Here is a 24,325-nt window from a genome sequence, read left to right as displayed (position 1 = left end):
GATCTTCAGGCCGCGCCCGGCCGTCCGGCCCTCCGGACACAGCGCCGGTGACCTGCGACTGAGACAGGCGCACTTCCCCCAACTGCTCCCACGTGTAACGCTTCCTGATCGAATGCTTCGCGCCACGTTGTCATGTCGATTAAGCGCCGAGTGATGAATGTGTCCCGCCGAGCTCATCCGACACAGTAGATTCGATCTTGGCCATCACGTCGGGGGAAACGTGCAGGACCGAGAGGATGCGACGAACCGAGGGAACTGAGGAGCATGAGCCAGGACCCAACGCACGGCCCCGAGCCCGCCGTCAAGCTCGCCGCCCGGCGCCGCCGAGAGATCGTCGCGGTGGTGCTGTTCAGCGGCAGCCCCATGTTCGAAAGCTCCATCCCCCTGTCCGTCTTCGGCGTCGACCGCCAGGATGCGGGGGTGCCGCGCTACCGGCTGCTCGCCTGCGCGGGCGAGGAGGGGCCGCTGCGCACCACCGGCGGCCTTGAGCTGCGGGCGCCCTACGGCCTGGGCGCGGTCTCGCGCGCCGGCACCGTCATCGTCCCCGCCTGGCGGTCCATCACCGGCCCGCCGCCGGCCGCCGCGCTGGCCGCGCTGCGCCGCGCGCACAGCGAGGGCGCGCGGATCATCGGGCTGAACACCGGCGCCTTCGCCCTCGGCGCCGCCGGGCTGCTGGACGGCCGCCCCGCCACCACCCACTGGATGTACGCCCCCACCCTCGCCAAGCGGTACCCGTCGGTCCACGTCGACCCCCGGGAGCTCTTCGTCGACGACGGCGACATCCTGACCTCCGCCGGCACCGCCGCCGGGATCGACCTGTGCCTGCACATCGTGCGCCAGGACCACGGCCCGGAGGCCGCCGCCGCCCTCGCCCGCCGCCTGGTGCTGCCGCCCCGCCGCGGCACCAACGGCACCGAGGCCGCGCCCCACCGCCATCTCGACAGGTCTTTACCAGAGGACATCGGCGCCGACCCGCTGGCCGAGGTCGTCGCCTGGGCGCTGGAGCACCTGCACGAGCAGTTCGACGTGGAGGCGCTCGCGGCCAGGGCGTACATGAGCCGCCGCACCTTCGACAGGCGTTTTCGTGCCCTGACTGGGAGCGCTCCCCTGCAGTGGCTGATCACGCAGCGGGTGCTCCAGGCGCAGCGGCTGCTGGAGGTCTCCGACTACTCGGTGGACGAGGTCGCCGGCCGCTGCGGCTTCCGCTCGCCGGTCGCGCTGCGCGGACACTTCCGCCGCCAGCTCGGCGCCTCGCCGGCCGCCTACCGGGCGGCGTACCGGGCGCGCCAGCAGGACGCCGCCACGGGCCGCGGCAAGCCGGCCACCGACGGCTTCTCGCCGCGCCTGCCCGGCCAGCGGGCGCGGCCGGACAGGGCATAGCCGGGTCCCGGCCAGGGCTTCGCCGGTACGCGGGCGTAAACGGTCGGACGCGAAAGGTCACCGAGGCGGGGCGCGGCGTAAGGTTGTTCGCATGAACGATCGCATGGTGTGGATCGACTGCGAGATGACCGGCCTCTCGCTCTCCGACGACGCGCTCATCGAGGTGGCCGCCCTCGTCACCGACTCCGAGCTCAACGTGCTCGGCGAGGGGGTGGACGTCGTCATCCGACCACCCGCCTCGGCCCTGGTGTCGATGCCCGAGGTGGTTCGCGCCATGCACACCTCCTCCGGCCTGCTGGAGGAGCTCGACGGGGGCGCGGAGATGGCCGACGCCGAGCAGCGGGTGCTGGAGTACGTGCGCGAGTACGCCCCCGAGCCGGGCCGCTCCCCCCTCTGCGGCAACTCCGTCGGCACCGACCGCGGTTTCCTCGCCCGCGACATGCCGAGCCTGGAGTCGCACCTGCACTACCGCGTGATCGACGTCTCCTCCGTCAAGGAGCTGGCCCGCCGCTGGTACCCGCGCGTCTACTTCAACAGCCCCGAGAAGAACGGGAACCACCGCGCCCTCGCCGACATCAAGGAGTCCATCGCCGAGCTGCGGTACTACCGCGAGGCGATCTTCGTGCCCCAGCCCGGCCCCGACTCCGACGAGGCCAAGCGCATCGCCGCGCACCACGTGATGCACCGACCGGCGGTGTGATAAACCCGGGCGCTGGCGGCCCCCGCGAGCATGTACCATCAGTACCGGCCGATCGAGGCATTCGATGCCGGTCATGGTGGGCGTAGCTCAGTTGGTAGAGCACCTGGTTGTGGTCCAGGTGGCCGCGGGTTCGAGTCCCGTCGCTCACCCCATGGACATTGTGGACGCCGCCGATCTCGGTGAGCTGTGGGACCGCGTCACGGGGACCCAGCCGGAGCCGGAGCGTTGGCTGGTGCTGCTCGCCGCGGGCGTCGCGCTCGTGGCCGTCGCGGGGCCATACGGCATATGGCGGCTGGCCCGCAACACCATCACCATCGCCCACGAGGGCGGCCACGGCCTGGTGGCGTTGCTCACCGGCCGCAGCCTGCAGGGCATACGCCTTCACTCCGACACCTCGGGCCTGACCGTCTCCCGGGGCAAGCCCACCGGCTTCGGCATGGTCCTCACCGCCGCCGCCGGATACACCGCCCCCTCCCTCCTCGGCCTCGGCGGCGCCGCGCTGCTGGCCGCCGGCCGCATCACCGCCCTGCTGTGGGGCGCCATCGCGCTGTTGCTGGCCATGCTGGTGATGATCCGCAACGCCTACGGCGTGCTGTCCGTCCTGGTCACCGGCGCCGCGTTCTTCCTCGTCTCCTGGCTGACCGAGCCCGACGTGCAGGCGGCGTTCGCCTACGTCGTCGTGTGGTTCCTGCTGCTGGGCGGCGTGCGCCCGGTCATCGAGCTCCAGCGCAAACGCCGCGGGGGCGCCGCCCGCGACTCCGACGCCGACCAGCTCGCCCGCCTCACCCGGCTCCCCGGCCTGCTGTGGGTGCTGTTCTTCCTCGTCGTGTCCCTCACCTGCCTCGCCATCGGCGCCGGCTGGCTGGTCGAGCGCTGATTTCTCGCGGTTAACTCAGCGTCACGCACTACAGTGAGTCGTATGACGGAGCAACGCGCTGCACTCGGCGACAACCCCGCCCTCTGGCCCGCGCCGCTCGCCTCCGGCGGGGTGGACGCGACCGTGACCGTGCCCGGCTCGAAGTCGGTGACCAACCGGGCTCTGATCCTGGCCGCGCTCGCCGCCGACCCCGGCTGGCTGCGCCGCCCGCTGCGCTCCCGCGACACCCTGCTGATGGCCGAGGCGCTGCGTTCCCTCGGCATCGGCATCGAGGAGACCGCGGCCTCCTCAACCGCCGTCACCGGCCTGCCCGAGGCGCGCGGCGAGGCGTGGCGCGTCATCCCCGGCACCCCGCAGGCCCCGGCCCGCGTGGAGGTGGGGAACGCCGGGACCGTGATGCGTTTCCTGCCGCCGCTGGCGGCGCTCGCCGAGGGGCCGGTCTCCTTCGACGGCGACCCGCGCGCCCGGCAGCGCCCGCTGCGCGGCCTGCTCGACGCGCTGCGCTCCCTCGGCGCCCGCATCGACGACGACGGCCGCGGCTGCCTGCCCCTCACGGTGCACGGCATCGGCTCGCTCGACGGCGGCCCGGTCGAGGTCGACGCCTCCTCGTCCTCGCAGTTCATCAGCGCGCTGCTGCTGTCCGCCCCCCGCTTCAACCAGGGCGTCGAGGTGCGCCACGTCGGCCGCACCCTGCCCTCGCTGCCGCACATCCGCATGACCGTGGACATGCTGCGCGCGGCCGGCGCGCAGGTGGACTCCCCCGACTCCGGCGGCGAGCCGAACGTCTGGCGCGTCACGCCCGGCGCGCTGCTCGGGCGCGACATCGTGGTCGAGCCCGACCTGTCCAACGCCCAGCCGTTCCTGGCCGCGACCCTGGTCACCGGCGGCCGGGTCACCATCCCCGACTGGCCCGCCCACACCACCCAGCCCGGCGACGCGCTGCGCCAGATCTTCACCGAGATGGGCGGCGACTGCACCCTCGACGAGCAGGGCCTGACCTTCACCGGCAGCGGCCGCGTCCACGGCATCGACGCCGACCTGAGCGAGGTCGGGGAGCTCACCCCGGGCATCGCGGCGGTCGCCGCGCTCGCCGAGGGCGAGAGCGTGCTGCGCGGCGTCGCCCACCTGCGGATGCACGAGACCGACCGGCTGGCGGCGTTGACGAGGGAGATCAACGCCCTGGGCGGCGACGTCACCGAGACCGAGGACGGGCTGCGGATCCGCCCGCGCCAGCTGCACGGCGGCGTCTTCCACACCTACGACGACCACCGGCTGGCCACGGCCGCGGCCGTGCTCGGCCTGGTCGTGAAGGACGTGGAGGTGGAGAACATCGCCACCACCGGCAAGACCATGCCCGGCTTCCCCGAGCTGTGGCACGGCATGCTCGCGGGCGACGGAGCCAGAGCGTAGAGGCCGCCCCCTCATGCGCCGGTACGGGAAGCACACCGACGAGGACGACGTCAGGGTCAGGCCCAGCCGCCACGGGAGCAGGCCGCGCACCCACCGGCGTCCGGCGCACGCGGACGCGGCCGAGGGCTTCGTCACCACCGTGGACCGGGGGCGCATCACCTGCCTCGTCGAGGGCCGTACCGTGCTGGCGATGAAGGCCAGGGAGCTGGGGCGCAAGGGCGTCGTGGTCGGCGACCGGGTGGCGGTCGTCGGCGACCTGTCGGGGCGCAAGGACACCCTGGCGCGGGTGGTGCGGGTCGAGGAGCGCTCCTCGGTGCTGCGGCGGACCGCCGACGACACCGACCCGTTCGAGCGGGTGGTGGTCGCCAACGCCGACCAGCTCGCCATCGTCACCGCGCTCGCCGACCCCGAGCCCCGGCCGCGGCTGATCGACCGCTGCCTGGTGGCCGCGTTCGACGCCGGGCTCGACCCGCTGCTGATCCTCACCAAGGCCGACCTGGCCTCGCCCGGGCCGCTGCTGGCGGCGTACTCACCGCTGGGGGTGCGGCACGTGGTGACCAGCGCGGAGGCGTTCGGGCCCGACAGCGAGGCGGTGGAGAGGGCGCGGGAGATGCTGGCCGGGCGGATCACGGCGTTCGTCGGGCACAGCGGCGTCGGGAAGACCACGCTGGTCAACGCGCTGGTTCCGGAGCGCGAGCGGGCGGTCGGAGAGGTCAACCCCGTGACCGGGCGCGGCCGTCACACCACCGTGGCCGCGCTCGCGCTGCCGCTGCCCGGCGACGCGGGCTGGGTCGTGGACACCCCGGGCGTGCGCTCCTTCGGCCTGCACCACGTCGACCCGGGGCGCGTCATCCAGGCCTTCCCCGACCTGGAGCCGGGCGCGGAGGGCTGCCCGCGCTCCTGCGGGCACGACGAGCCGGACTGCGCGCTCGACGACTGGGTGGCCGAGGGGCACGCCGAACCGGCGCGCCTCGCCTCGCTGCGGCGGCTGCTGGCTACTCGGGAGCGCCGCGAGGGCGACTGAGCGCGGCGCGCTGACTCGGCTGCATGGCGGCGTTCCCGCCCGTCCCGGCGTTGGCGGTGGAGTCGAGGCGCCAGCCGGTGCGCGGGAGAGGCACGTGCCCCGGCGCGGCCGAGCCCGGTGCCGGCGCGACGAGGTGGGAGAGCGCCAGCCGGATGGCGGTCTCGCAGCGGCCCGCCAACTCCCCCCGGTCCGTGGCCTCCTCGTCGCGCCGCGCGAGCACGCCGAGCGCGCGGTCCCGCAGCTCCGCCACGAGCTGGCCCGGCTGGCCGACCTGCCCGGCGCTCGGGGGCAGTTCGGAGCTCTGGCAGCCCGTGAGGGTCGCGCGCACCATGCGGTCGCGCCGGGCGGCCCACAGCATCCAGTCGGCGGCGCGTGCCAGCGCCTCGTCCGAGGTGATCTCCGGCGGGTCGCTGAGGGATTCGGTGAGGCCGCTGGAGAAGCCGTCGAGAAACCGGCGGACCTGCCGGTCCACCAGGGCGATGCCGAGCCCGGCCTTGTCGCCGAACTCGTTGTAGAGCGTCTGCCGGGAAACTCCGGCCGCGGCGGCCACCTCCACCATCCGCACCACCGGCCACGGGCGGCGCTCAACGGCGTTGCGGGCGGCCTCCAGAAGGGATTCACGCGCGGTGGGCATCGTTGCCTCCTCGCCTCCAGGTACGGCTCTGCCTGGTGCGGGACAGGATTGACGCGGTCAGAGGGGGTGTCAAGACGGCCTGCGCGCGGATTACTGTTTCGGGCATGCCCGACTACCACGATGATCTGCGTCTCGCGCACGTGCTGGCCGACGCGGCGGACGCCGCGACGATGGCACGGTTCAAGGCGCTCGATCTGAAGATCGAGACCAAGCCGGACATGACTCCGGTGAGCGAGGCGGACAAGGCCGCGGAGGACCTGATCAGGTCGTCGCTGCAGCGGGCCCGCCCCCGGGACGCCGTGCTGGGGGAGGAGTTCGGCAGCGAGGGGCACGGCCCGCGCCGCTGGGTGATCGACCCGATCGACGGCACCTCGAACTACGTGCGCGGCGTGCCGGTCTGGGCGACGCTGATCGCGCTGACGGAGCGCGCCGAGCGCGGCGACCAGCCCGTCGTCGGCGTCGTGTCCGCGCCCGCGCTCGGCCGCCGCTGGTGGGCGTTGAAGGGCGGCGGGGCGTACACCGGCCGCAGCCTGTACTCGGCGACCCGGCTCAAGGTCTCGGACGTGGCGCGGCTGGAGGACTCCTCCTTCTCCTACTCCTCGCTCTCGGGCTGGGAGGAGCGTGGCCTGCTCAGCGGCTTCCTCGACCTGGCGCGCGCCTGCTGGCGCACCCGTGCGTACGGCGACTTCTGGTCGTACATGATGGTCGCCGAGGGGGTGGTGGACGTCTGTGCCGAGCCGGAGTTGTCGCTGTGGGACATGGCGGCGCCGGCGGTCGTCGTGGAGGAGGCGGGAGGCCGTTTCACCAGCCTGGACGGGCGGGACGGGCCGCACGGCGGCAACGCGGCGGCGTCCAACGGGCTGCTCCACGAGGATCTGCTCGGATACCTCGGCACCTACGGCTCGTTCGCCTGACCCCGTGGCCTGATCCCTTCACCTGACCATTCGTCCGACTAGTCGCGTCCGGAATATGCCGCCCACCCCCTTGTTGGGTGGGGGAGCTCATGTGAGCATGAGAGTTCCTCTGCTTGTGACCTTGTGAATTCTCTCTCAATCGGGAGTGTTTCACCTCAGGAGGTGACGGTCCCCGTGCTCGTACGCGACGCCATGACCAGCGTTATCCTCACCATCGGCCCCGATCACACACTCCGCCAGGCCGCACGGCTCATGTCCGCCCGGAAGGTCGGCGCCGCGGTCGTCTACGATCCCGACACCAGTGGGATCGGCATCCTCACCGAACGCGACGTGCTCACCTCGGTGGGCCTCGGCCAGGACCCCGACCAGGAGCGGGCCGGGTCGCACACCACCTCGGACGTGGTCTTCGCCGCGCCCCAGTGGACGCTCGCCGACGCCGCCTACGCGATGACGCAGGGCGGCTTCCGCCATCTGATCGTGCTGGAGGGCCAGGAGGCGGTCGGCATCGTCTCGGTCCGCGACATCATCAGCTGCTGGACCCCGGTCCTCAGCAGCGCGTAACGCCACCGACCCGCGCACGGCGGCGTGCGCACGTGCCGGAGCGGCCGGCGCCTGAAGGGGAGGCGACCGGTCGCTCCGGCGGAACGGCGAGTGGCTGGATGGGGCGCGGAGGGCCTGGACCGCGTCCCGCGGCCGCTCGCCGTGCTCCTGTGCTTGATGCGATCCTATCTTGGACTATGTCTAAGTCAAGATTGCGCTCGGAGATGTATGAATCTGTTCGAAATGAGGGCTCGCCACTACAGTGGAAGCCATGAGTGACCTGCTCCATCGACTCCGTGACCGCGGCTGGCGGCTCACTGCACAGCGGCGAGTCATCGCCGAGGTGCTGGACGGTGAGCACGTGCACTACACGGCCGACGAGATCCACGCCCTGGCCGTGGAGCGCCTGCCGGAGATCTCCCGGGCCTCCGTGTACAACACGCTGGGCGAGTTGGTCGCCCTCGGCGAGGTCATCGAGGTCACCACCGACGGCCGTGCCAAGCGATACGACCCGAACGCCCACCACCCCCACCAGCACCTGGTCTGCTCCGGCTGCGGCGCCATCCGCGACGTCCGGCTCAGCGGCGACCCGATGGCCGTGCTGCCCGAGGCCGAGCGTTTCGGCTTCACCGTCTCCGAGGTCACGGTGACGTACTACGGGCGGTGTCCCGAGTGCGCCGCCCTCGGCTGACGGCTCGCCGGCTCGTGCGGGTGCGGTAGCTGAGGGTCATCGACCTGGCGCTTGGTGATTTGCAACGACGGTGGGTAGGGGTCTAGAGTTAAGGAACACGACGCGGGGTGGAGCAGCTCGGTAGCTCGCTGGGCTCATAACCCAGAGGTCGCAGGTTCAAATCCTGTCCCCGCTACTGCGAGCCGAGGCCCCGGATCCGAAGTGACGGATCCGGGGCCTCGGCGCGTTGACGGCGTTTACGCGCGCGTGCCGTGGTGGTAACTCGTCGGTAGCTTTGCGTGGGGCAGGGCGAGGGAGGGAGGCACCGTGCGTCGCACCGTGTTCGGTCCGGACCATGAGGCGTTCCGGCGGGTGATCCGCGAGTTCATCGCGGACGAGGTCGTCCCCGTCTACCACGAGTGGGAGGAGCGGGGTCACGTCCCGCGGGCGTTCTACAAGCGGCTCGGCGAGCTCGGCGTCTTCGGCATGGAGGTCCCCGAGGAGTACGGCGGCGCGGGCCAGGCCAGCTTCCGGTTCCACGCCGTCCTCACCGAGGAGCTGTGCCGCGCCGGCGTGAGCGTCGGCGGCGCCAGCGTCCACGCCACGCTCTGCCTGCCCTACCTGCTGGCGTACGGCACCGAGGAGCAGAAGCGGCGCTGGCTGCCGCCGGCCGTCGCCGGCGAGCTGATGACCGCCATCGCCATGACCGAACCCGGCACCGGCTCCGACCTCGCCGGGATGACCACCAACGCGCGCCTGAGCGAGGACGGCGGGCACTACGTGCTCAACGGCGCCAAGACCTTCATCACCGGCGGCGTGCAGGCGGACCGGGTGCTGGTGTGCGCCCGCACCGCACCCCCGTCGGGCGAGGACCGGCGCGGCGGCATCACCATCCTCGTCGTGGACGCGCGCAGCGAGGGCTTCGCCGTCGGCCGCGCCCTGCACAAGCTCGGCCTGCACGCCTCCGACACGGCCGAGCTGTCCTTCACCGACGTGCGGGTGCCGGTGGCCGACCGGCTGGGGGAGGAGGGCCGGGCGTTTCGGTACCTCACGGAGAACCTCCCCAGGGAGCGGCTGAGCATCGCGCTCCTCGCCCACGCCCAGGCCGCCGCGGCCGTCCGCTTCGCGACCGCGTACGTCAAGGAGCGCACGGCCTTCGGCCGGCCGGTGGCGGCGTTCCAGAACACGAAGTTCTCGCTCGCCGACTGCGCGTCCGAGGTGAGCGCCATGCGGGCGCTCGTCGACCAGGCGCTCGACGCCCACGACGCGGGCGAGCTCAGCGCGGCGGACGCGGCCTCCGTCAAGCTCTTCACGACGGAACGCTCGGGCCGGGTGATCGACCGCTGCCTGCAACTCCACGGCGGCTACGGATACATGCGGGAGTACCCGATCGCACGGCTCTACGCCGACAACCGGGTCACGCGGATATACGGCGGCACCAGCGAGGTGATGCGCACGATCCTGGCCAAGTCCCTCGGCCTGTGAGGGAGAATCGGGCCATGGACGCTACTCTCCAGTATCTTCTCGGGCTGCTCGACCTCGAGCGCATCGAGGAGGACATCTTCCGGGGCGCGAGCCACGCCTGGGTCACGCCCCGCGTCTTTGGCGGGCAGGTCGCCGCCCAGGCGCTCGTCGCCGCATGCCGCACCGTGCCCGGGGACAGGCCGCCGCACTCGCTCCACTCCTACTTCCTCCGGCCCGGCGACCCGGGCGCGCCGATCGTCTACACCGTCGACCGCATCCGCGACGGCCACTCCTTCACCACCCGCCGCGCCGTCGCCGTCCAGCACGGCCAGGCGATCTTCCACCTCTCGGCCTCCTTCCAGCGCACGGAGGAGGGCCTGGAGCACCAGGAGCCCATGCCCGAGGCCCCCGACCCCGAGACGCTTCCCACCGCCGAGGAGATGCTGCCCCGCTACCGCCACCTCTTCGCCGACCCGGCCGCGGCCGAACTCCTGCTGGAGGCCCGCAGGATGATCGACATGCGGTACGTCGCAGAACCCCCCTTCGCCACGGCGGGCCAGCGGCGCGAGCCCCACAATCAGGTGTGGTTCCGCATCAACGGCAAGCTCGACGGCGAGCACGACAACCCGCTGGTCCACACCTGCCTGGGGACGTATGTCTCCGACATGACGCTGCTGGACTCGATCCTCCTGGCCCACGGCCGGGGCGGCTGGGTCGTCGGCGACATCGTCGGCGCCAGCCTCGACCACGCCATGTGGTTCCACCGGCCGTTCCGGGCGGACGAGTGGCTGCTGTACGACACCGCCTCGCCCACCTCGCAGGCCGGCCGGGGCCTGGCCCACGGCCGCATCTTCACGCGGGACGGGAGGCTGGCGGTCTCGGTGGTGCAGGAAGGGCTGATGCGGGTGCCGCGCGCCGAGCGGCGGAAGGTGAAGCGACAGGAAGGCGGGGGCTCGGACGGATGAACGTGACGCAGCGGACAATGCGGCGGATGGTGACCGTACAGCATCCGTGCTGTACAGTCCTCGGCATGTCGAAGCACGTCACGATCCGGCTGGACGAGGAGTTCCACCGGCAGCTGAAACGGCGGGCGGAGGAGCAGGGCACCACCGTGACCGCGCTGATCACCGAGGCGGCCCGGCGTGAGCTCGACCCGGAGCGGCAGCGGTTCCTGGCTGCCGCCGCCGAGTTCAACACGCCGGAGAACTGGGCCTACGTCCAGGAGAGGTTCGGACCCGCGAAGTGAAGGTCACGCTCACCTGGGCCTGGAACGTGCTGGCCCACCACCTGCCCTCGGATCCGATGGTGTGGGATCCCTCGGGGATCGAGGCCGCCATAGCCAGGCACGCCTCCGACCTGGTCATGGCGCCGGACGCCGAGCCGCACGACTCGGCGTGGCGGGCCGCGGCGTTGCTGCACACCCTCACCGTGTGCCCGCCGCTGGACTCGCCGATGAACGAGTTCTACGCCATGGCGATGACGCGCTCCTACTGCGCGGCCGACGGCTGGCCGAAGCCGCCGGAGCCCGAGCCGCTGGGCGATCTCGTCGAGCGCGCGAAGTCGGGGGAGGCGGACATTCAGCAGATAGCCACCGCGCTGCGGGCGTTGATGAACTGAGTTGATGAGCTGAGTTGATGAACTGAGCTGATGAACTGGCGAAGCGCTAGAGCCTCCGGTGCCAGGTGGTCCACAGGGGGCGGTAGGCGTGGCGGTGCCAGAAGGGGCCGGAGAGCGGGTTCAGCGCGGCGTAGTGCAGCAGCGTGAGGGTGCAGCCCGCCTCGGACAGGGCGGTGTGGGCCGTGTGGGCGAGGGCCGTGCCGACGCCGGCGCCGCGGTGGGCGGCGGTCACCACCATGTGCGTGATGTAGCCCGGCCGGCGGGCCGAGGTCAGGGCCCTCGCCCACACGGCCGCCGGCTCCGGGGGCTCGACCGCGATCATGCCCGACGCCGCCCTTCCCGGCTCTCCCGCCAGCCAGACCCACGGCCGGTCGCGCGCCAGGGCCTCGGCCAGCCGCTGGCGGATGTTGCGCTCTGCGGCCTCCCGCACCCAGGCGCTGCCGAACTGGGCCTCCCAGCGCAGCTCCTCCAGCCACAGCCGGGCGGCGGCGCCGGCGTCGGCCAGGGTCAGCGGCCGGATCGGCACGGCGTGCCGAGGGCTCGGCCCGTGCGCCGTCGCCGGACGGGCGGCGGCGATGGTCTTCGGCGTCAGGCCGTGGGCCAGGAGCACCCGCACCGCGGCGGTGTCGCGGCTCGGCCAGGTGATCACGGCCTCGGCGTCGCCCGTGCCGCCGCCCGCGCCGCCGGGCGGGGCGGCGGCGATCCGGCGTTCCCAGGCGGTCAGCAGCGCGTCGAGCGCGTCGAGCGCGGCGGGGTGGTCGGCGTCGGCGTCGGGGGCGACGCGGGCATGGAGCTGATGCTGGTCCAGGGCGTTCCAGCAGGCCTCGAACGCCTCCGGGTCCGGCCGGTGGCGGCGGTAGACCGCTTCCCCGCCCGGGGCGCGCAGCCGCACGTCGCCGGGCAGCGGCTCCGGCAGCGGGTGAGAGGCGGGCAGCAGCGGATCGAACGCCCGCAGCCGCCGCATCACGCGCCCGCGGCGGATCCGGCCGGTCCGATCGGCCCGGCCAGCCCGGCCGCGTTCAGCAGATAGGCCGTGAGCGGCTCGTAGAACTGCGGGTTCACCACGTGGTCGTCGAGCGGCACGCACACGGCGAGCGTCCCCTCGGCCTCGGCGAGGAAGAGGGCCGGGTCGTTGCTGTCGGCGTACCCGATGGTGTCGATGCCCTGCTGCGCGGCGTACCCCGCCCAGCCGTGGTCGGCGATGACCAGGTCGGGCAGGGCCTCGCCCTCCTGCGGCAGCGCCGCCAGGATCTCGGCCATCGGGGCGGGGGAGTGGGTGTGCCACAGCGTCGCGCCCCGCTCGTACATCGCGACCCCGGCGAGCTGCGCCACCACCCCCTCGTCGGCCGTGAGGCCCAGGGGGACCCGCACCAGCTCGCAGCCCGCCGCCTGGAGCGCGGCGGCGGTGCGGGCGTGGACGTCGAGCAGGCCGCCGGGGTGGCCGGTGGCGACCAGCACCCGCTGCCGGCCGCCGGCGGCCTTGCGCAGCAGCACGGCGGCGCGGTCCAGGGCGTCGAGCGTCAGCTCGGGGTCGATCGTGTCCTGGCCGCGCCGGTGCGCCGGGTCCTCGTCGACGCCGCAGCGCTCCGCCATCACCGCCAGCACGTCCTGCTCGTCCGTCCACCGCTCGCCGAGCTCGACGCCGAGCCAGTAGTACCGGTTGCCGTTCGCCAGTTCGCGGTAGTGCGCGAGGTTGTTCTCGCGTGGGGTGGCGACCTCGCCGGCGATCCGGGTCCGTATGAGATGTTCGATCAGTTCGAGGCGGGACGGAGCGGCAGTCGGCATACGGTCAGTATCGCCCGGAGGGGAGGATTCCGGAGTTTCCTTCTCCTAGCTGTGATCTCAGTGGAGGGCGTGCACCACGGCGTGCCCCCGGCCCCGCCCGATGAGCCAGCGGTTGATGGGGAGGGCGACCACGTAGGCGACGAGGAGGGAGAACGCCAGGGCGCCCCAGAAGAAGCCGTTGGCCAGCCCCGCCTCCATGGCGCCGGGCACGCCCACCATCACCGCGTTGTCGACGATCTCCATCACGCCGATGGAGACGGTGTCGGCGGCGAGCGCGACCCGCAGCGCCTGGCGCAGGGGAACGCCGGCGCGCAGCACGCCGCGCATGGTGAGGGCGTAGCCGAAGAAGAACGCCAGGGCGACGGCGAGCGCGACCGTGGCGGCGTCGCGCAGTTCGAGGGCGGTGCCGATGACCATGCCGAGCACCTCGCCGATGGCGCAGCCGGTGAGGCAGTGCAGGGTGGCCTGCGACGCGGTGCGCCAGTCGGCGGGGCGGACGCGGTGGGCGGGGTGGACGGCGTGGTGGGCGTGGGGGTCGCGGCGGGCGTGCTCGTTCATGAGGGCTCCCGCTCGGGTGGTGCCGGGCGTCTGGTTCCCCACCCACGGTATACCCGCCAGGGGTATTTCGAGCGGAGGCCGCGGCGGCTGTCAGGGCAGGGTGAGGATCCTGGGGCCGTCGTGGGTGATGGCGACGGTGTGCTCGACGTGGGCGGCGCGGCTGCCGTCGTCGGTGCGCAGGGTCCAGCCGTCCCGCGCCACGTGGTAGCCGTCGTTGCCGCTCGCGATCAGCATCGGCTCGATCGCCAGCACCAGGCCGTGGCGCAGCGGGAAGCCGCGGCCGGGGCGGCCCTCGTTGGGGACCTCGGGATCCTCGTGCATCGCCCGCCCGATGCCGTGGCCGCCGAAGCCGTGCGGGATGCCGTAGCCCGCGGCGCGGGCGGTGCGGCCGATGGCGTGGGCGATGTCGCCGATGCGCGCGCCCACGACGGCGGCGGCGATGCCCGCGTCCAGGGTCCGCCAGGCCGTCTCCAGCAGCCGCCGGTCGGCGGGGCCGGGCGCGCCGACGGCGAAGGTGACAGCCGCGTCGCCGGTCCAGCCGTCGAGGGTCGCGCCGCAGTCGATGCCCAGCAGGTCGCCGTCCCTCAGCCGGTACCCGTCCGGGATGCCGTGCACGATCGCGTCGTTGACGGAGGCGCAGATCACGGCCGGGAAGGGCATGGGGGCGAAGCGCGGATGGTAGTCGAGGAAGGCCGGCTTGGCGCCCGCCTCGTGGATCACCTGGCGCGCCGCCTCGTCGAGTTCGAGCAGGGTGACGCCGGGCCGGGCCGCCTCGCGCGCCGCGGCCAGGGCGTTCGCGACGACCCGTCCCGCCTCGCGCATCGCGTCCATCGCCGCGTCGGTCTTGATCTCCACCATGGATCCCGCCTCCGATCGGAAGCCAATTCTTATACCGGTTGCTGGCGGTATTAGTATCACGGGCATGGTTCGGAATCCACTCACGGCGCTGGAGCGCGAACGCGGCCGCCAGCTCGGGGCGTTGCTCCGCCAGGCGCGCGGCGACCGCAGCATGGCGGAGGTCGCGGCGGCCGCCGGCGTCTCCGCCGAGACGCTGCGCAAGATCGAGACCGGCCGTGCCCCGACCCCGGCGTTCTTCACGGTGGCGGCGCTGGCGCGGGAGCTGGGGCTGTCCCTCGACGAGGTCGCCGCCTGGTGCGCGACGGCCCAGTCCGAGCCCCAGCCCCAGTCCGAGCACGAGGGCGTTGGAGGCGGTGGCGGTCTCGTGACGAAGTCGTAACGAACTGGCGGGCGTTCGCGCCTATCGTGGCCACTGGCAACCGGTGAGGCAGGGGGAACGCCGATGACCGTGGGAAATGTCAATCCCGACCAGATGGAGGAGCTCGCCCGGCGGCTCGACGGCGAGGCGGGCGGCGGAGGCGTGAGCGCCGACCTCTCCGGGATGTTCACGCGTGCCGCCACTCTCGACGCCACCAGCGAGATGGCGCCGCTGCGGCCCCTCCAGACCTGGCTCTCGGACACCGCGCCCAACCTCCGCGCCCGCGCCGGGTACGCCCGGCTCTCCGACGGCGACCCCACCGCCGCGCTGCGGCTGGCCGGCTTCACCACGGAGGACATCGCCGCCTTCAACGGCGAGGTGCCCACCGACGCGCTCGTCATGGCCAACTCCCTGGCCGCCAACGGCAACGCCGACGACGAGGAGTTTCAGCGCGGCCACCGGGAGAAGATCGACGAGTGGCTGGCCAGGATCGCCGGCCACTACACCGAGGAGATCCCCGGTCTCGAAGGCCACGGCCCCACCGTCGAGTGGGCCATCCGCACCGGCAACGACTGGCTGAGCTTCACCGCCGCCGCCACGGTCGTCGGCTCCGCGGGCGCCAACATGTACCGGGCCGCCCGCTGGCGCGGCTTCTACTACAACGCGCCCCGCTCCTGGCTCCCCGGACAGCTCGGCAACTTCATCCGGGGCAACCCCACCGTGGACCGGCTGATGCGGATACCGGGGCAGACCGCCGCCCGCATCGAGGGCCAGGTCTTCGGCAGCGCCTGGGACGCGGCCCGCCGCAGCCCGCTGGCCCGCACCGGCGTCGGCAACTTCACCCCGAACTGGCTCGCCAACCGCATCACCGGCAACGACCAGATCGCCCGGATGCTCGGCCACCGCCCGGGCACCCCGGCCGCCATCCGCGCGCAGCAGCGCCCCACCCTGCCGCCGCGCGCCGCCAACCTCCGCATGGACTGGGTCGCCCGCAACCGCTACACCCAGCTCCGCACGGCCGGCAACACCCGCTGGACCTCGGGCGTCCGGGCCGCCGGCACCACGCTGCGCGCCGGCGGCTGGATCCGCGGCCTCGGCGTCGCGGGCAGCGTCGTCGGGACGGGCGTGAGCGCCGCCAACCTCATCGCGCAGGGCAATCCCGTGGAGGCGTGGAGCGAGTACAACACGCAGGAGCGCATCGGATACGCCGCCGACTGGGCCGAGCTCGGCTTCAACGCCTCCCTCACCGCCGCCATGATCGCCCCGAACCCGGTCACGATCGGCGCGGCCGTCGTCACCGGCGTGATCTACGGCGGGCTGAAGATCGCCGAGAACTGGGACAGCATCACCGAGGGCGTCGGCAACGCTGTCGACGCCGTCGGCGAGGGCCTGAGCGACGCGGCCGACGCGGTGGGCGACTTCGTCGGCGACCTGTTCTGAGGCCCGGAGGGCCGGCCCGGCCCTCACGGCTCCCCCAGGTGGCGGAAGAGCGTGAGCCACTGGCCGGGGCCGACCAGCCCGACCGGCGCCGTCTCCGCGACGCCCGCCGCGCGCAGGGCGGCGCGCACGCGCGCGGTGCGCCGCCCGCGGCCGAGCGTGGCCGCGAGCGAGCCGCCGACGCCGGTGAAGCCCTCGGCCACCAGCGCCCGGTACGCCGTCAGCCGCCGCGCGGGCAGCAGCGGCTGCGGGCGGCGCGTCAGCCGCAGCACCGCCGAGTCGGCGCGCGGCACCGGCGTGAACAGCTCGCGCGCCACGCGCGGCCCCAGCCGCCAGTCGAACTCCGGCCAGCTCAGCACCGTTTGCAGCGTCCAGCGCCCGTAGTCGCCGGTCCGCTTGCGCGCGTACTCCCGCTGCGTCAGCAGCGTCGCCGAGGTGAGCCCGGGCGCCGCCAGGCACCAGCGGACGATGGCCGAGGTGCGGGCGTAGGGGATGTTGCCGACCACGGCGAACGGCGCGCGCGGCGCGCGGGCGCGCAGGAAGTCGCCCGGCACGACCCGGACGTTGTGCACCGGCCCGAGGCGGCGCGGCAGGCGGGCGGCCAGCGCCGGGTCCAGCTCGTAGGCGATGACCTGCCGCGCGCCGTGCGCCAGCAGCCGGGTCAGCGTGCCCTCACCGGCGCCCGGCTCCAGCACCAGGTCGGCCGGGCCGACGCCCGAGGCGCGCACGATGGCGCGCAGCGCGGCGGGGTCGTGGAGGAAGTTCTGCGAGAGGGCCTTTCGGTGGTGGGTGTGGGGGGAGCGGCGGCGTGCCACGGGGTCCTCGGAATCGTGAACGAGGACAGGCCGGCGAAGGGCCCGTCCGGTCGGCAGAGACACCGGACGGCCCTGGCGCGCGCACAGGGATCGCGAAGAGAAAGCTCAGCGCTCGGCGCTCAGCGGAGCGCGGAGACGGGGACAGCACCCGAGCAGGCAGGCGGCTCGGGGGCGCCGGGCGAGTCCTAGCGGACCAGGGCCGGGCGCCGGGCGCGCGGGCGGCGGGAGAACGGCCACGGCGCGACGGCGCACGTGGCCAGGAGCAGAGTTCCCATGCGGGCAGGGTAGGAGCTGCCGTCGAGCGCCCGCAATCGAGTTTCTCCACGTTGCGCCGGGATGAAAACCGCAGGCCCGGGCGTTACGCAGGGGGCATGCTGGTCGGGACGGGATCGGGACGGGGCATGACGAGGCGACGGGAGACGCAGGTGCGGGTGCGGGCGGCGGCATCGGGATCGGGATCGGGATCGCGATCGGGGCCGGGGTCGGGGCCGGGTGAGACGGCCACGGCCGACGGGTGGATACGCCGGCTGACCGCGTACTGCTGGCGTTACCGCCGCGACCTGCTGCTCTCCGTCGGTGCCTCGCTGCTCGGCATGGGCGTGATGGCGCTGATGCCGCTCATCATCAAGATCGTCATCGACGACGTCATCGTGGCCGACGAGGGCGGCCTCGCCCTGTGGATCGGTCTCCTCGCCGCCGCCGCGGTCGTCGTCTACGTCCTCACCTACATCCGCCGCTACTACGGCGGCCGTCTCGGCATCGACGTGCAGCACGACCTGCGCACCGAGATGTTCCGCACCATCACCCGACTGGACGGCCGCCGCCAGGACCAGCTCTCCACCGGCCAGGTCGTCGGCCGCGCCACCAGCGACCTCCAGCTCGTCCAGGGGCTGCTGTTCATGATGCCGATGACCATCGGCAACTTCATGCTCTTCGCGGTCTCGCTGGTCGTGATGCTGATCCTCTCCCCGCCCCTGACGCTCGTCGCCCTCGCCGTCGCCCCCGCCCTGTGGCTCATCGCCCACCGCAGCCGCAAGCGCCTCTTCCCCGCCACCTGGTACGCCCAGGGCCAGGCCGGGGCGGTCGCGGGCGTCGTGGACGGCGCGATCAGCGGGGTGCGCGTGGTGAAGGGCTTCGGCCAGGAGGAGCAGGAGACCGGCAGGCTGCGCGAGGCGAGCCGCTCGCTCTTCGCCGCCCGGATGCGGACGGTGCGGCTGAACGCCCGCTACACGCCGGCGTTGCAGGCCGTGCCCTCCCTTGGCCAGGTCGCGATGCTCGCGCTGGGCGGCTGGATGGCCACGCGTGGCGAGATCACCCTCGGCACGTTCGTCGCCTTCTCCACCTACCTCGCGCAGCTCGTGGGGCCGGTGCGGATGCTGACCATGATCCTCACCATGGGCCAGCAGGCGCGGGCCAGCGTGGAGCGTGTGCTGGAGCTGATCGACACCGAGCCGGAGATCAGCGAATCCCCCGGCGCGTACGCCCTCCCGGCGGACGCCCCGGCCACGGTCGAGTTCGACCGCGTCAGCTTCGGCTACGGGCCGCGCGGGGCCGCTGCCGGGCGCGGGGACGACGGCGGCGAGGGCTCCGGCAGCCACGTACGGGACGCGACTGGCGGCGAGTCCAGGGACGGGGACACCGCCTCGGCCGTCCACCCGGCCTCGCCGCACGCGGCCGGGGAGGGGGACGGGGACGTGCGAACGCTTCCGAGCCGGGACGGGCTGCGGCAGGGCCGGGAGGCCGTGACAGCTGTTGTGGACCGACCCACCGGGTCCGACGACGGCACGCCGGCCGGAGCGGTGAAGAGCGCAGGACCGGACGAGCCGACCTTGACGGTCAGAGCGGCAGATGAGACGGCGCGTTCGGAGTCCACCGCGCGGTCCGAGGAGCCGGGCGCGGCAGGGGGCGAGCGGGCGCTTCCGAGCCGGGACGGGCTGCGGCAGGGCCGGGAGGCCGTGACGGTCACGGCGGACCGGGGGACGGCCGCCGTCGCGGCCGACGAGGCGGGGACGGGCGGCCGCGTGCCGGACACGGTGGGCGACGGCTTCGCGCCCGCGAGCCGTGACGCCCAGGGCCGCCCGGCCCGGCGGGCCGTGCCCTTCGAGGCAGGCACCGACGTGGGTGGCCAGGGGCCGGGCCCGCGCTCCGCGACCGTCGCGGCAGGCGGCGGCGCCGACGTGGGCGGTGCGGTCGGCGACGGGCAGTCGCCCGGCGGCGAGGCCCGCGACGGCCGCGGCGGACCGAAGCCGGAGCGGGCCGTGGCGGTCGCCGCGGACGGCGATGCGTCCGCGAGCCCGGACGGCCACGGCCCGGGTCAGGGGGCCGACGGGCGGTCGCCGGACGGCCACGCCCGCCGCGGCAGCGGGCTCGTGCTGCGGGAGCTCACGCTCCGCATGGACCCCGGCGAGACGCTCGCCGTCGTCGGGCCCTCGGGGAGCGGGAAGTCCACCGTCTCCCTCCTCCTGCCCCGCTTCTACGACCCCGACGGCGGCACCATCCGCCTCGGCGGGCACGACATCCGCGAGCTGACCTACGACTCCCTCCGCTCCGCCATCGGCCTCGTCCCCGAGGACAGCTTCCTCTTCTCCGACACCATCCGCGCCAACCTCGCCTACGGCCACCCCGAGGCCAGCCAGGAGCAGATCGAGGCCGCGGCCCGCGCCGCGCAGGCCGACGGGTTCATACGGGCGCTGCCCGACGGCTACGACACCGTCATCGGCGAGCAGGGCCTGACCCTCTCCGGCGGGCAGCGGCAGCGCATCGCCCTGGCCCGCGCCATCCTCACCGACCCGCGGCTGCTCATCCTCGACGACGCCACCTCCGCCGTCGACGCCCGCGTCGAGCACGAGATCCACGACGCGCTGCGCGGCGTGATGGCCGGGCGCACCACGCTGCTGATCGCCCACCGCCTCTCCACCCTCCAGCTCGCCGACCGCATCGCCGTGCTGGAGGCCGGGCGGCTGGTGGACACCGGCACCCACGAGGAGCTGATGGAGCGCTGCCCGCTCTACCGGCGGCTGCTGGCCGACCCGGACGAGCTCGGCGGCGTGGAGCGGGACCCGGCCGGGCTCGCCGCGGACGGAAACCAAGACGACGGCCTCGTCGACGGCGTGACGCCGGAGCTGTGGGTGCGCGAGGACGGCGACGGGAACGCCCTCGACGGCGACGGGTCGCGCCCGCCCGCGACGCCCGCCGTCGGGCCGGCGTTCTCCGCCGTCGGCACCGCCCGCGCCACGCCCGAACTGCTGGCCCAGGTCGAGGCCCTGCCCCCGGCCACCGATGCCCCAGGCATCGACGAGGAGCGCGCCGCCCGCCCCGAACCGGGCGGCTACGGCCTGCGCCGCCTGCTCGCCGGACTCGGCCGGCCGCTCGCCCTCGCGCTCCTCCTCGTCGTCGCCGACGCCGCCGCGTCCCTCCTCGTGCCGATCCTGATCCGGCACGGCATCGACGAGGGCGTGACGCGGACGGCGCTCGGCGCGGTCTGGGTGGCGTCCGGGCTCGCGCTGGTGGTGGTGCTCGGCCAGTGGGTCGCGCAGTGGGCCGCCACCCGCACCGTTGGGCGGACGGGGGAGCGCGCGCTGTACTCGCTGCGCGTGAAGATCTTCGCCCACCTCCAGCGCCTGGGCCTGGACTACTACGAGCGGGAGCTGACCGGCCGCGTCATGACCCGCATGACGACGGACGTCGACGCGCTGACCACCTTCCTCCAGACGGGCCTCGTGCAGGCTCTCGTCGCCCTGCTGACGTTCTTCGGGATCATGGTCGTGCTCGTCGTCCTCGACCTCCAGATGGCGCTGGTGGTGCTCGCCACCCTCGTGCCGCTGGCCCTGGGCACGGTCGTCTTCCGCCGCCACAGCGTGCGCGCGTACGAGCTGGCGCGCGAGCGCGTCGGCGGCGTCAACGCCCACCTCCAGGAGTCGGTCGCCGGGCTGCGCATGGTGCAGGCGTTCCGGCGCGAGGCCGACGGCTACGAGCGCTTCACCGCCCGCTCCGACGGCTACCGCCAGGCCCGCGTCCACGGGCAGTGGCTGATCTCGGTCTACTTCCCCTTCGTGCAGCTCCTGGCGACCGCCGCCACCGCCGGGGTGCTGGTCGTCGGCGCCGGGCGGATCGACGACGGCAGCCTGACCGCCGGGGCGCTGGTGGCGTACCTGCTGTACATCGAGCTGTTCTTCGCGCCCGTGCAGCAGCTCTCCCAGGTCTTCGACGGCTACCAGCAGGCGGTCGTCTCGCTGCGCCGCGTCCAGGAGCTGCTGCGCGAGCCGACGACCACGCCGCCCGCCGAGCGGCCCGCGCCGGTGGGCTCCCTGCGCGGCGAACTCGCCTTCGACGACGTGCACTTCTCCTACGACGGGGAGGAGCACGCCCTGTCCGGGATCACGCTCACCATCCCGGCCGGGCAGACCGTGGCGTTCGTCGGCGAGACGGGCGCGGGCAAGTCGACGCTGGTGAAGCTGGTGGCCCGGTTCTACGACCCGACCTCGGGCGCGGTGCGGGTCGACGGCGCCGACCTGCGCGATCTTGACCTGACCGGCTACCGGCACCGGCTCGGCGTCGTGCCGCAGGAGGCGTACCTCTTCGCGGGCACGATCCGCGACGCCATCGCCTACGGCCGCCCCGGCGCCTCCGACGCCGAGGTGGAGGCCGCCGCCCGCGCCGTGGGGGCGCATCGCATGATCGCCGCGCTCCCCGGCGGCTACCTCGCGCCGGTCGCGGAGCGCGGCCGCAACCTCTCCGCCGGGCAACGGCAGCTCATCGCGCTGGCGCGGGCGGAGCTGGTGCGCCCGGACATCCTGCTGCTGGACGAGGCCACCGCCGCCCTCGACCTGGCCACCGAGGCCCTCGTCAACCAGGCCACCGACCGCCTCGCCACCCGCCGCACCACCCTCGTCGTCGCCCACCGCCTCACCACCGCCGCCCGCGCCGACCGCATCGTCGTCCTCGACCACGGCCGCGTGACCGAGGACGGCACCCACGAGGAGCTGCTGGCGGGGAACGGGCGGTACGCCGCGCTGTGGCGCACGTACGCCGGCGAGCCGGTGGGGGTCTGAGCCGGCGTCCCGCTGGGGCCCGGGGTCCAGGCGTCCCGGTGTCCCGGCGTGCAGGCGTGCAGGCGTGCAGGCGTTCCTCAGGGCCTGGTGAGGCCCGCGAGGTAGGCGTCGACGGTCTGGAGCCGGCCGCCGCGCAGCGGCTCGCTCAGGTCCCACCAGTGGATGGCGGCGATCTCGTCAGTGGGCGTGAAGTCCGCGACGTGCGCCGCCTCCGCGTCGTAGACCGCGCCGTAGAGCGTGCGCTTGTCGGGGAGCGCGGTCAGCGCGAAGCCCGAGAAGCGCAGCTCGCCCGGCTCGACGCGCTGGCCCGCCTCCTCCCACAGCTCGCGGGCCGCCGCCTCGCGCGGGGTCTCGCCGGGGTCGATGCCGCCGCCCGGCAGCTCCCAGCAGTCGCGGTGGCGGACGTGCACCAGCAGCAGCCGCCCGGTGTGCCACAGCGCCACCAGACCGTAGGCGACGGGCACATCGGCGAAGCGCGTCTCCTCCGGCACGCGCTCGAAGGCCAGCAGCTTCATGCCCAGCGGGCCGGTGGCCAGCGGGCGCGCGGTCTCGGTCATGTGCCGACCCTAACGCCGGGGCCCGGCCGGCGACCCCCGGCGCTGCGCGCGCGGCACCGCGCGCGCGGCGTTACGCCACGCCCTCCAGGTCGAAGGTGTGCACGGAGGTCGCCGGGAGCGAGACCGTGATCTGGCCGCCGCTGACCGCCGTGCCCGTCTGGGCGGCGTAGCGCGGCCCGCCGGAGGCGGTGGAGGTGGTCCAGTGCGGCACGCTCGTCCCGTCGGCGGGCACCGTGGCGAACGCCGACAGGTCGAGCGTCAGGTCCGAGGCGCCGCTGCCGAGGTTCGCCGCGACCACGACGAGGCGGCCCGCCGCGTCGTCGTGCGCCGCGACCACGTCCTCGACGCCCGTGTCGATCATGCGCATCCCGGGCCGGATGTGGCGGGTGAACTGGGCGAGCAGGTAGTACTTCGTCTGGATCTGCACCAGCTGCGCCGCGGCCGGGTCGAAGGAGATCAGCGCCCACCCCGGGCTCTCGTCGAGCACCTGCCAGAAGTGCCAGGCGTCGGGGCGCAGCAGCCGCAGGTCCAGCATCAGGTTGCGCACCATCGACAGGCCGGTGCCGTCGCTGTCGCCGTACTCGGAGTTCCACAGCCCCTTGCCCGCGCCGCGCGCCGCGTCGCCCAGCTCGGCGCGCGGCCCGCTGGAGCCCTGGTAGCCGTGGACGTTGACGCGGTCCACCAGGTCGCGGCTGGCCTGGGCGTAGGCGTTCCACGTGTCGTACGCCGCCTGGTAGCTCGTCTCGTCGGAGGCGGCGATCGGCGTGTCCGCCAGGCCGACCCGGTCCAGCTCGCTCCGCAGGTGACCGAGGACCGCCTCCTGGGTGGCGGGGTCGAAGTGGCAGCCCTCCTGCCGGCCGGTCGCGCTCCAGTAGTCCGAGGTGCCCTCGTTGAACGCCTCGACCGAGATGAAGGGAACGCCCCACTCCTCGGCCGAGCGGCGGGCGACCTCCGCCAGGTAGACGGCGAACTGGCGGTAGTTCCAGGACTGGAGGTTGTCCTCGGCGGCGTTGTCGGCACCTGCGGGGTTGTGGTTGTAACACATCCACCACATGGGGGAGTTGGAGAACAGCTCGACGGCCGCGCCGCGCTCGTGGGCCATCAGCAGCATCGCCCGCTGGGTGGCGTCGGCCGTCCAGACCCACGAGCTGGACGCCGGGTCCTCGCTGGCCCAGTCCTGCCAGTAGCCCTCGATCTGCTTGAACGACTGCATGTTGGGCGAGACCACCATCGACTCGCCCTCGTAGGCGTTCCAGCTGCACGCGCCCAGGTTGTAGCGGGCGAGGTTCATGCCCAGGCCCGGGAGCTGGGTGCCCAGCACCGGCACGGTCTGCGTGGTGAAGAAGAGGTCGGCGAGGCCCTCGTCCTCACCCATCACGTTGGCCCACCAGGCCAGGGAGGTGCCCCAGCCCTCCCACGCGCCCCAGGACGCCTGGGGGTCGATGGTGACGGTGGCGGCCCGCGCGGTCCCCGGGAGGAGGGGGAGCATCACCCCGGAGGCGAGGGCGGTGCCTGTGGCCGTCAGCAGCGTTCTGCGTTTCACCTGAAACTGCTTCCTACTTATTGCTCAGAGTTGAGCGTTGGTCGGATATTTCGCTCTCCGCAGCGGCAGAGCCGGGTGCTGGAGTCCTGGTCCAAGGGCAGTCCGGACCGTTGGCGATCGGTGCGTTCCTGGA

The 24,325-nt window shown here is 73.6% G+C and carries 22 protein-coding genes, 2 tRNA genes and 1 pseudogene; 17 read left to right on the top strand and 8 right to left on the bottom strand.

Going from position 1 to position 24,325, the window contains the following annotated elements; translation table 11 throughout:
* Positions 1 to 264: 264 nt before the first annotated feature.
* From ACTWQH_RS21860 to rsgA, 6 genes and pseudogenes are all read left to right on the top strand, one after another.
* A pseudogene (locus tag ACTWQH_RS21860) lies at positions 265 to 1,377 on the top strand (GlxA family transcriptional regulator); the annotation flags it as partial.
* Positions 1,378 to 1,471: 94 nt separating this feature from the next.
* Positions 1,472 to 2,080, top strand: coding sequence for an oligoribonuclease (gene orn / locus ACTWQH_RS21855; RefSeq protein ID WP_443288367.1), 609 nt, complete (start codon positions 1,472 to 1,474; stop codon positions 2,078 to 2,080).
* Positions 2,081 to 2,156: 76 nt separating this feature from the next.
* Positions 2,157 to 2,232: transfer RNA gene (locus ACTWQH_RS21850), tRNA-His, on the top strand.
* An 8-nt stretch (positions 2,233 to 2,240) separates the two neighbouring features.
* Positions 2,241 to 2,957, top strand: a complete 717-nt coding sequence (locus tag ACTWQH_RS21845) for a M50 family metallopeptidase (protein ID WP_443288405.1) — start codon at positions 2,241 to 2,243, stop codon at positions 2,955 to 2,957.
* A 42-nt stretch (positions 2,958 to 2,999) separates the two neighbouring features.
* The gene (aroA, locus tag ACTWQH_RS21840; RefSeq protein ID WP_443288366.1) at positions 3,000 to 4,367 is read left to right on the top strand and encodes a 3-phosphoshikimate 1-carboxyvinyltransferase; all 1,368 of its coding nucleotides are present in this window, start codon (positions 3,000 to 3,002) and stop codon (positions 4,365 to 4,367) included.
* 13 nt (positions 4,368 to 4,380) lie between these two features.
* Positions 4,381 to 5,391 (top strand): ribosome small subunit-dependent GTPase A, encoded by a 1,011-nt coding sequence (gene rsgA / locus ACTWQH_RS21835; protein WP_443288365.1) that lies wholly within the window; start codon positions 4,381 to 4,383, stop codon positions 5,389 to 5,391.
* Here the strand turns inward: rsgA and ACTWQH_RS21830 are convergent.
* Complete coding sequence (locus tag ACTWQH_RS21830) at positions 5,363 to 6,025, bottom strand: TetR/AcrR family transcriptional regulator (protein ID WP_443288364.1); 663 nt, start codon at positions 6,023 to 6,025, stop codon at positions 5,363 to 5,365. The two genes, rsgA and ACTWQH_RS21830, sit on opposite strands and share 29 nt — an antisense overlap.
* 104 nt (positions 6,026 to 6,129) lie before the next feature.
* Between ACTWQH_RS21830 and hisN the strand changes: the two genes are divergently transcribed.
* The 8 genes from hisN (at position 6,130) to ACTWQH_RS21790 (ending at position 11,230) form a co-directional block, all read left to right on the top strand.
* Positions 6,130 to 6,939 (top strand): histidinol-phosphatase, encoded by an 810-nt coding sequence (gene hisN, locus ACTWQH_RS21825; RefSeq protein ID WP_443288363.1) that lies wholly within the window; start codon positions 6,130 to 6,132, stop codon positions 6,937 to 6,939.
* A gap of 174 nt (positions 6,940 to 7,113) precedes the next feature.
* Positions 7,114 to 7,500: a CBS domain-containing protein gene (locus ACTWQH_RS21820; RefSeq protein WP_443288404.1), complete on the top strand. Its 387-nt coding sequence runs from the start codon at positions 7,114 to 7,116 to the stop codon at positions 7,498 to 7,500.
* Between the two features lie 250 nt (positions 7,501 to 7,750).
* Entirely contained in the window at positions 7,751 to 8,170 is a 420-nt protein-coding gene (locus ACTWQH_RS21815; RefSeq protein WP_443288362.1) for a Fur family transcriptional regulator, read from the top strand.
* 101 nt (positions 8,171 to 8,271) lie between these two features.
* A tRNA-Met gene (locus tag ACTWQH_RS21810) sits at positions 8,272 to 8,345 on the top strand.
* A 131-nt stretch (positions 8,346 to 8,476) separates the two neighbouring features.
* The gene (locus tag ACTWQH_RS21805) at positions 8,477 to 9,634 is read left to right on the top strand and encodes an acyl-CoA dehydrogenase family protein (RefSeq protein WP_443288361.1); all 1,158 of its coding nucleotides are present in this window, start codon (positions 8,477 to 8,479) and stop codon (positions 9,632 to 9,634) included.
* A gap of 14 nt (positions 9,635 to 9,648) precedes the next feature.
* Positions 9,649 to 10,578: an acyl-CoA thioesterase gene (locus ACTWQH_RS21800; RefSeq protein ID WP_443288360.1), complete on the top strand. Its 930-nt coding sequence runs from the start codon at positions 9,649 to 9,651 to the stop codon at positions 10,576 to 10,578.
* Between the two features lie 65 nt (positions 10,579 to 10,643).
* On the top strand, positions 10,644 to 10,859 hold the full coding sequence (locus ACTWQH_RS21795) for a ribbon-helix-helix domain-containing protein (protein ID WP_443288359.1): 216 nt from the start codon (positions 10,644 to 10,646) through the stop codon (positions 10,857 to 10,859).
* Positions 10,856 to 11,230, top strand: a complete 375-nt coding sequence (locus ACTWQH_RS21790; RefSeq protein ID WP_443288358.1) for a hypothetical protein — start codon at positions 10,856 to 10,858, stop codon at positions 11,228 to 11,230. The genes ACTWQH_RS21795 and ACTWQH_RS21790 overlap by 4 nt, the downstream gene beginning before the upstream one ends.
* Before the next feature lie 46 nt (positions 11,231 to 11,276).
* Here the strand turns inward: ACTWQH_RS21790 and ACTWQH_RS21785 are convergent, their stop codons facing one another.
* From ACTWQH_RS21785 to map, 4 genes are all read right to left on the bottom strand, one after another.
* Positions 11,277 to 12,194: a GNAT family N-acetyltransferase gene (locus ACTWQH_RS21785; RefSeq protein WP_443288357.1), complete on the bottom strand. Its 918-nt coding sequence runs from the start codon at positions 12,192 to 12,194 to the stop codon at positions 11,277 to 11,279.
* Positions 12,194 to 13,015, bottom strand: a complete 822-nt coding sequence (locus ACTWQH_RS21780) for a phosphatase (protein WP_443288356.1) — start codon at positions 13,013 to 13,015, stop codon at positions 12,194 to 12,196. Before ACTWQH_RS21780 ends, ACTWQH_RS21785 begins: the two co-directional genes overlap by 1 nt.
* A gap of 57 nt (positions 13,016 to 13,072) precedes the next feature.
* A complete protein-coding gene (locus tag ACTWQH_RS21775) occupies positions 13,073 to 13,573 on the bottom strand; it encodes a DUF4396 domain-containing protein (protein ID WP_443288355.1) in 501 nt (166 codons plus the stop codon).
* A 90-nt stretch (positions 13,574 to 13,663) separates the two neighbouring features.
* Positions 13,664 to 14,431: a type I methionyl aminopeptidase gene (gene map, locus ACTWQH_RS21770; protein WP_443288354.1), complete on the bottom strand. Its 768-nt coding sequence runs from the start codon at positions 14,429 to 14,431 to the stop codon at positions 13,664 to 13,666.
* Positions 14,432 to 14,495: 64 nt separating this feature from the next.
* On the opposite strand from map, the gene ACTWQH_RS21765 reads away from it, so the two are divergent.
* Positions 14,496 to 14,810, top strand: coding sequence for a helix-turn-helix domain-containing protein (locus ACTWQH_RS21765; RefSeq protein WP_443288353.1), 315 nt, complete (start codon positions 14,496 to 14,498; stop codon positions 14,808 to 14,810).
* Between the two features lie 63 nt (positions 14,811 to 14,873).
* A complete protein-coding gene (locus ACTWQH_RS21760) occupies positions 14,874 to 16,229 on the top strand; it encodes a PE-PGRS family protein (protein WP_443288352.1) in 1,356 nt (451 codons plus the stop codon).
* A gap of 23 nt (positions 16,230 to 16,252) precedes the next feature.
* Here the strand turns inward: ACTWQH_RS21760 and erm are convergent, their stop codons facing one another.
* Positions 16,253 to 17,041 (bottom strand): ErmE/ErmH/ErmO/ErmR family 23S rRNA (adenine(2058)-N(6))-methyltransferase, encoded by a 789-nt coding sequence (gene erm / locus ACTWQH_RS21755; RefSeq protein WP_443288351.1) that lies wholly within the window; start codon positions 17,039 to 17,041, stop codon positions 16,253 to 16,255.
* Between the two features lie 401 nt (positions 17,042 to 17,442).
* On the opposite strand from erm, the gene ACTWQH_RS21750 reads away from it, so the two are divergent.
* Positions 17,443 to 22,092, top strand: coding sequence for an ABC transporter transmembrane domain-containing protein (locus ACTWQH_RS21750; protein ID WP_443288350.1), 4,650 nt, complete (start codon positions 17,443 to 17,445; stop codon positions 22,090 to 22,092).
* A 77-nt stretch (positions 22,093 to 22,169) separates the two neighbouring features.
* On the opposite strand, the gene ACTWQH_RS21745 is transcribed toward ACTWQH_RS21750, so the two are convergent.
* Together ACTWQH_RS21745 and ACTWQH_RS21740 are read right to left on the bottom strand one after the other, a co-directional pair.
* Entirely contained in the window at positions 22,170 to 22,649 is a 480-nt protein-coding gene (locus tag ACTWQH_RS21745) for an NUDIX hydrolase (protein WP_443288349.1), read from the bottom strand.
* Between the two features lie 70 nt (positions 22,650 to 22,719).
* A complete protein-coding gene (locus tag ACTWQH_RS21740; RefSeq protein WP_443288348.1) occupies positions 22,720 to 24,192 on the bottom strand; it encodes a glycoside hydrolase in 1,473 nt (490 codons plus the stop codon).
* Between the last annotated feature and the right edge of the window lie 133 nt (positions 24,193 to 24,325).

The organism is Streptomyces sp. 6N223, assembly GCF_052246635.1.
GTDB lineage: Bacteria > Actinomycetota > Actinomycetes > Streptomycetales > Streptomycetaceae > Streptomyces.
Note: the sequence above shows the minus strand (reverse complement) of the source record. Positions and strands in the feature narration are given on the sequence as shown.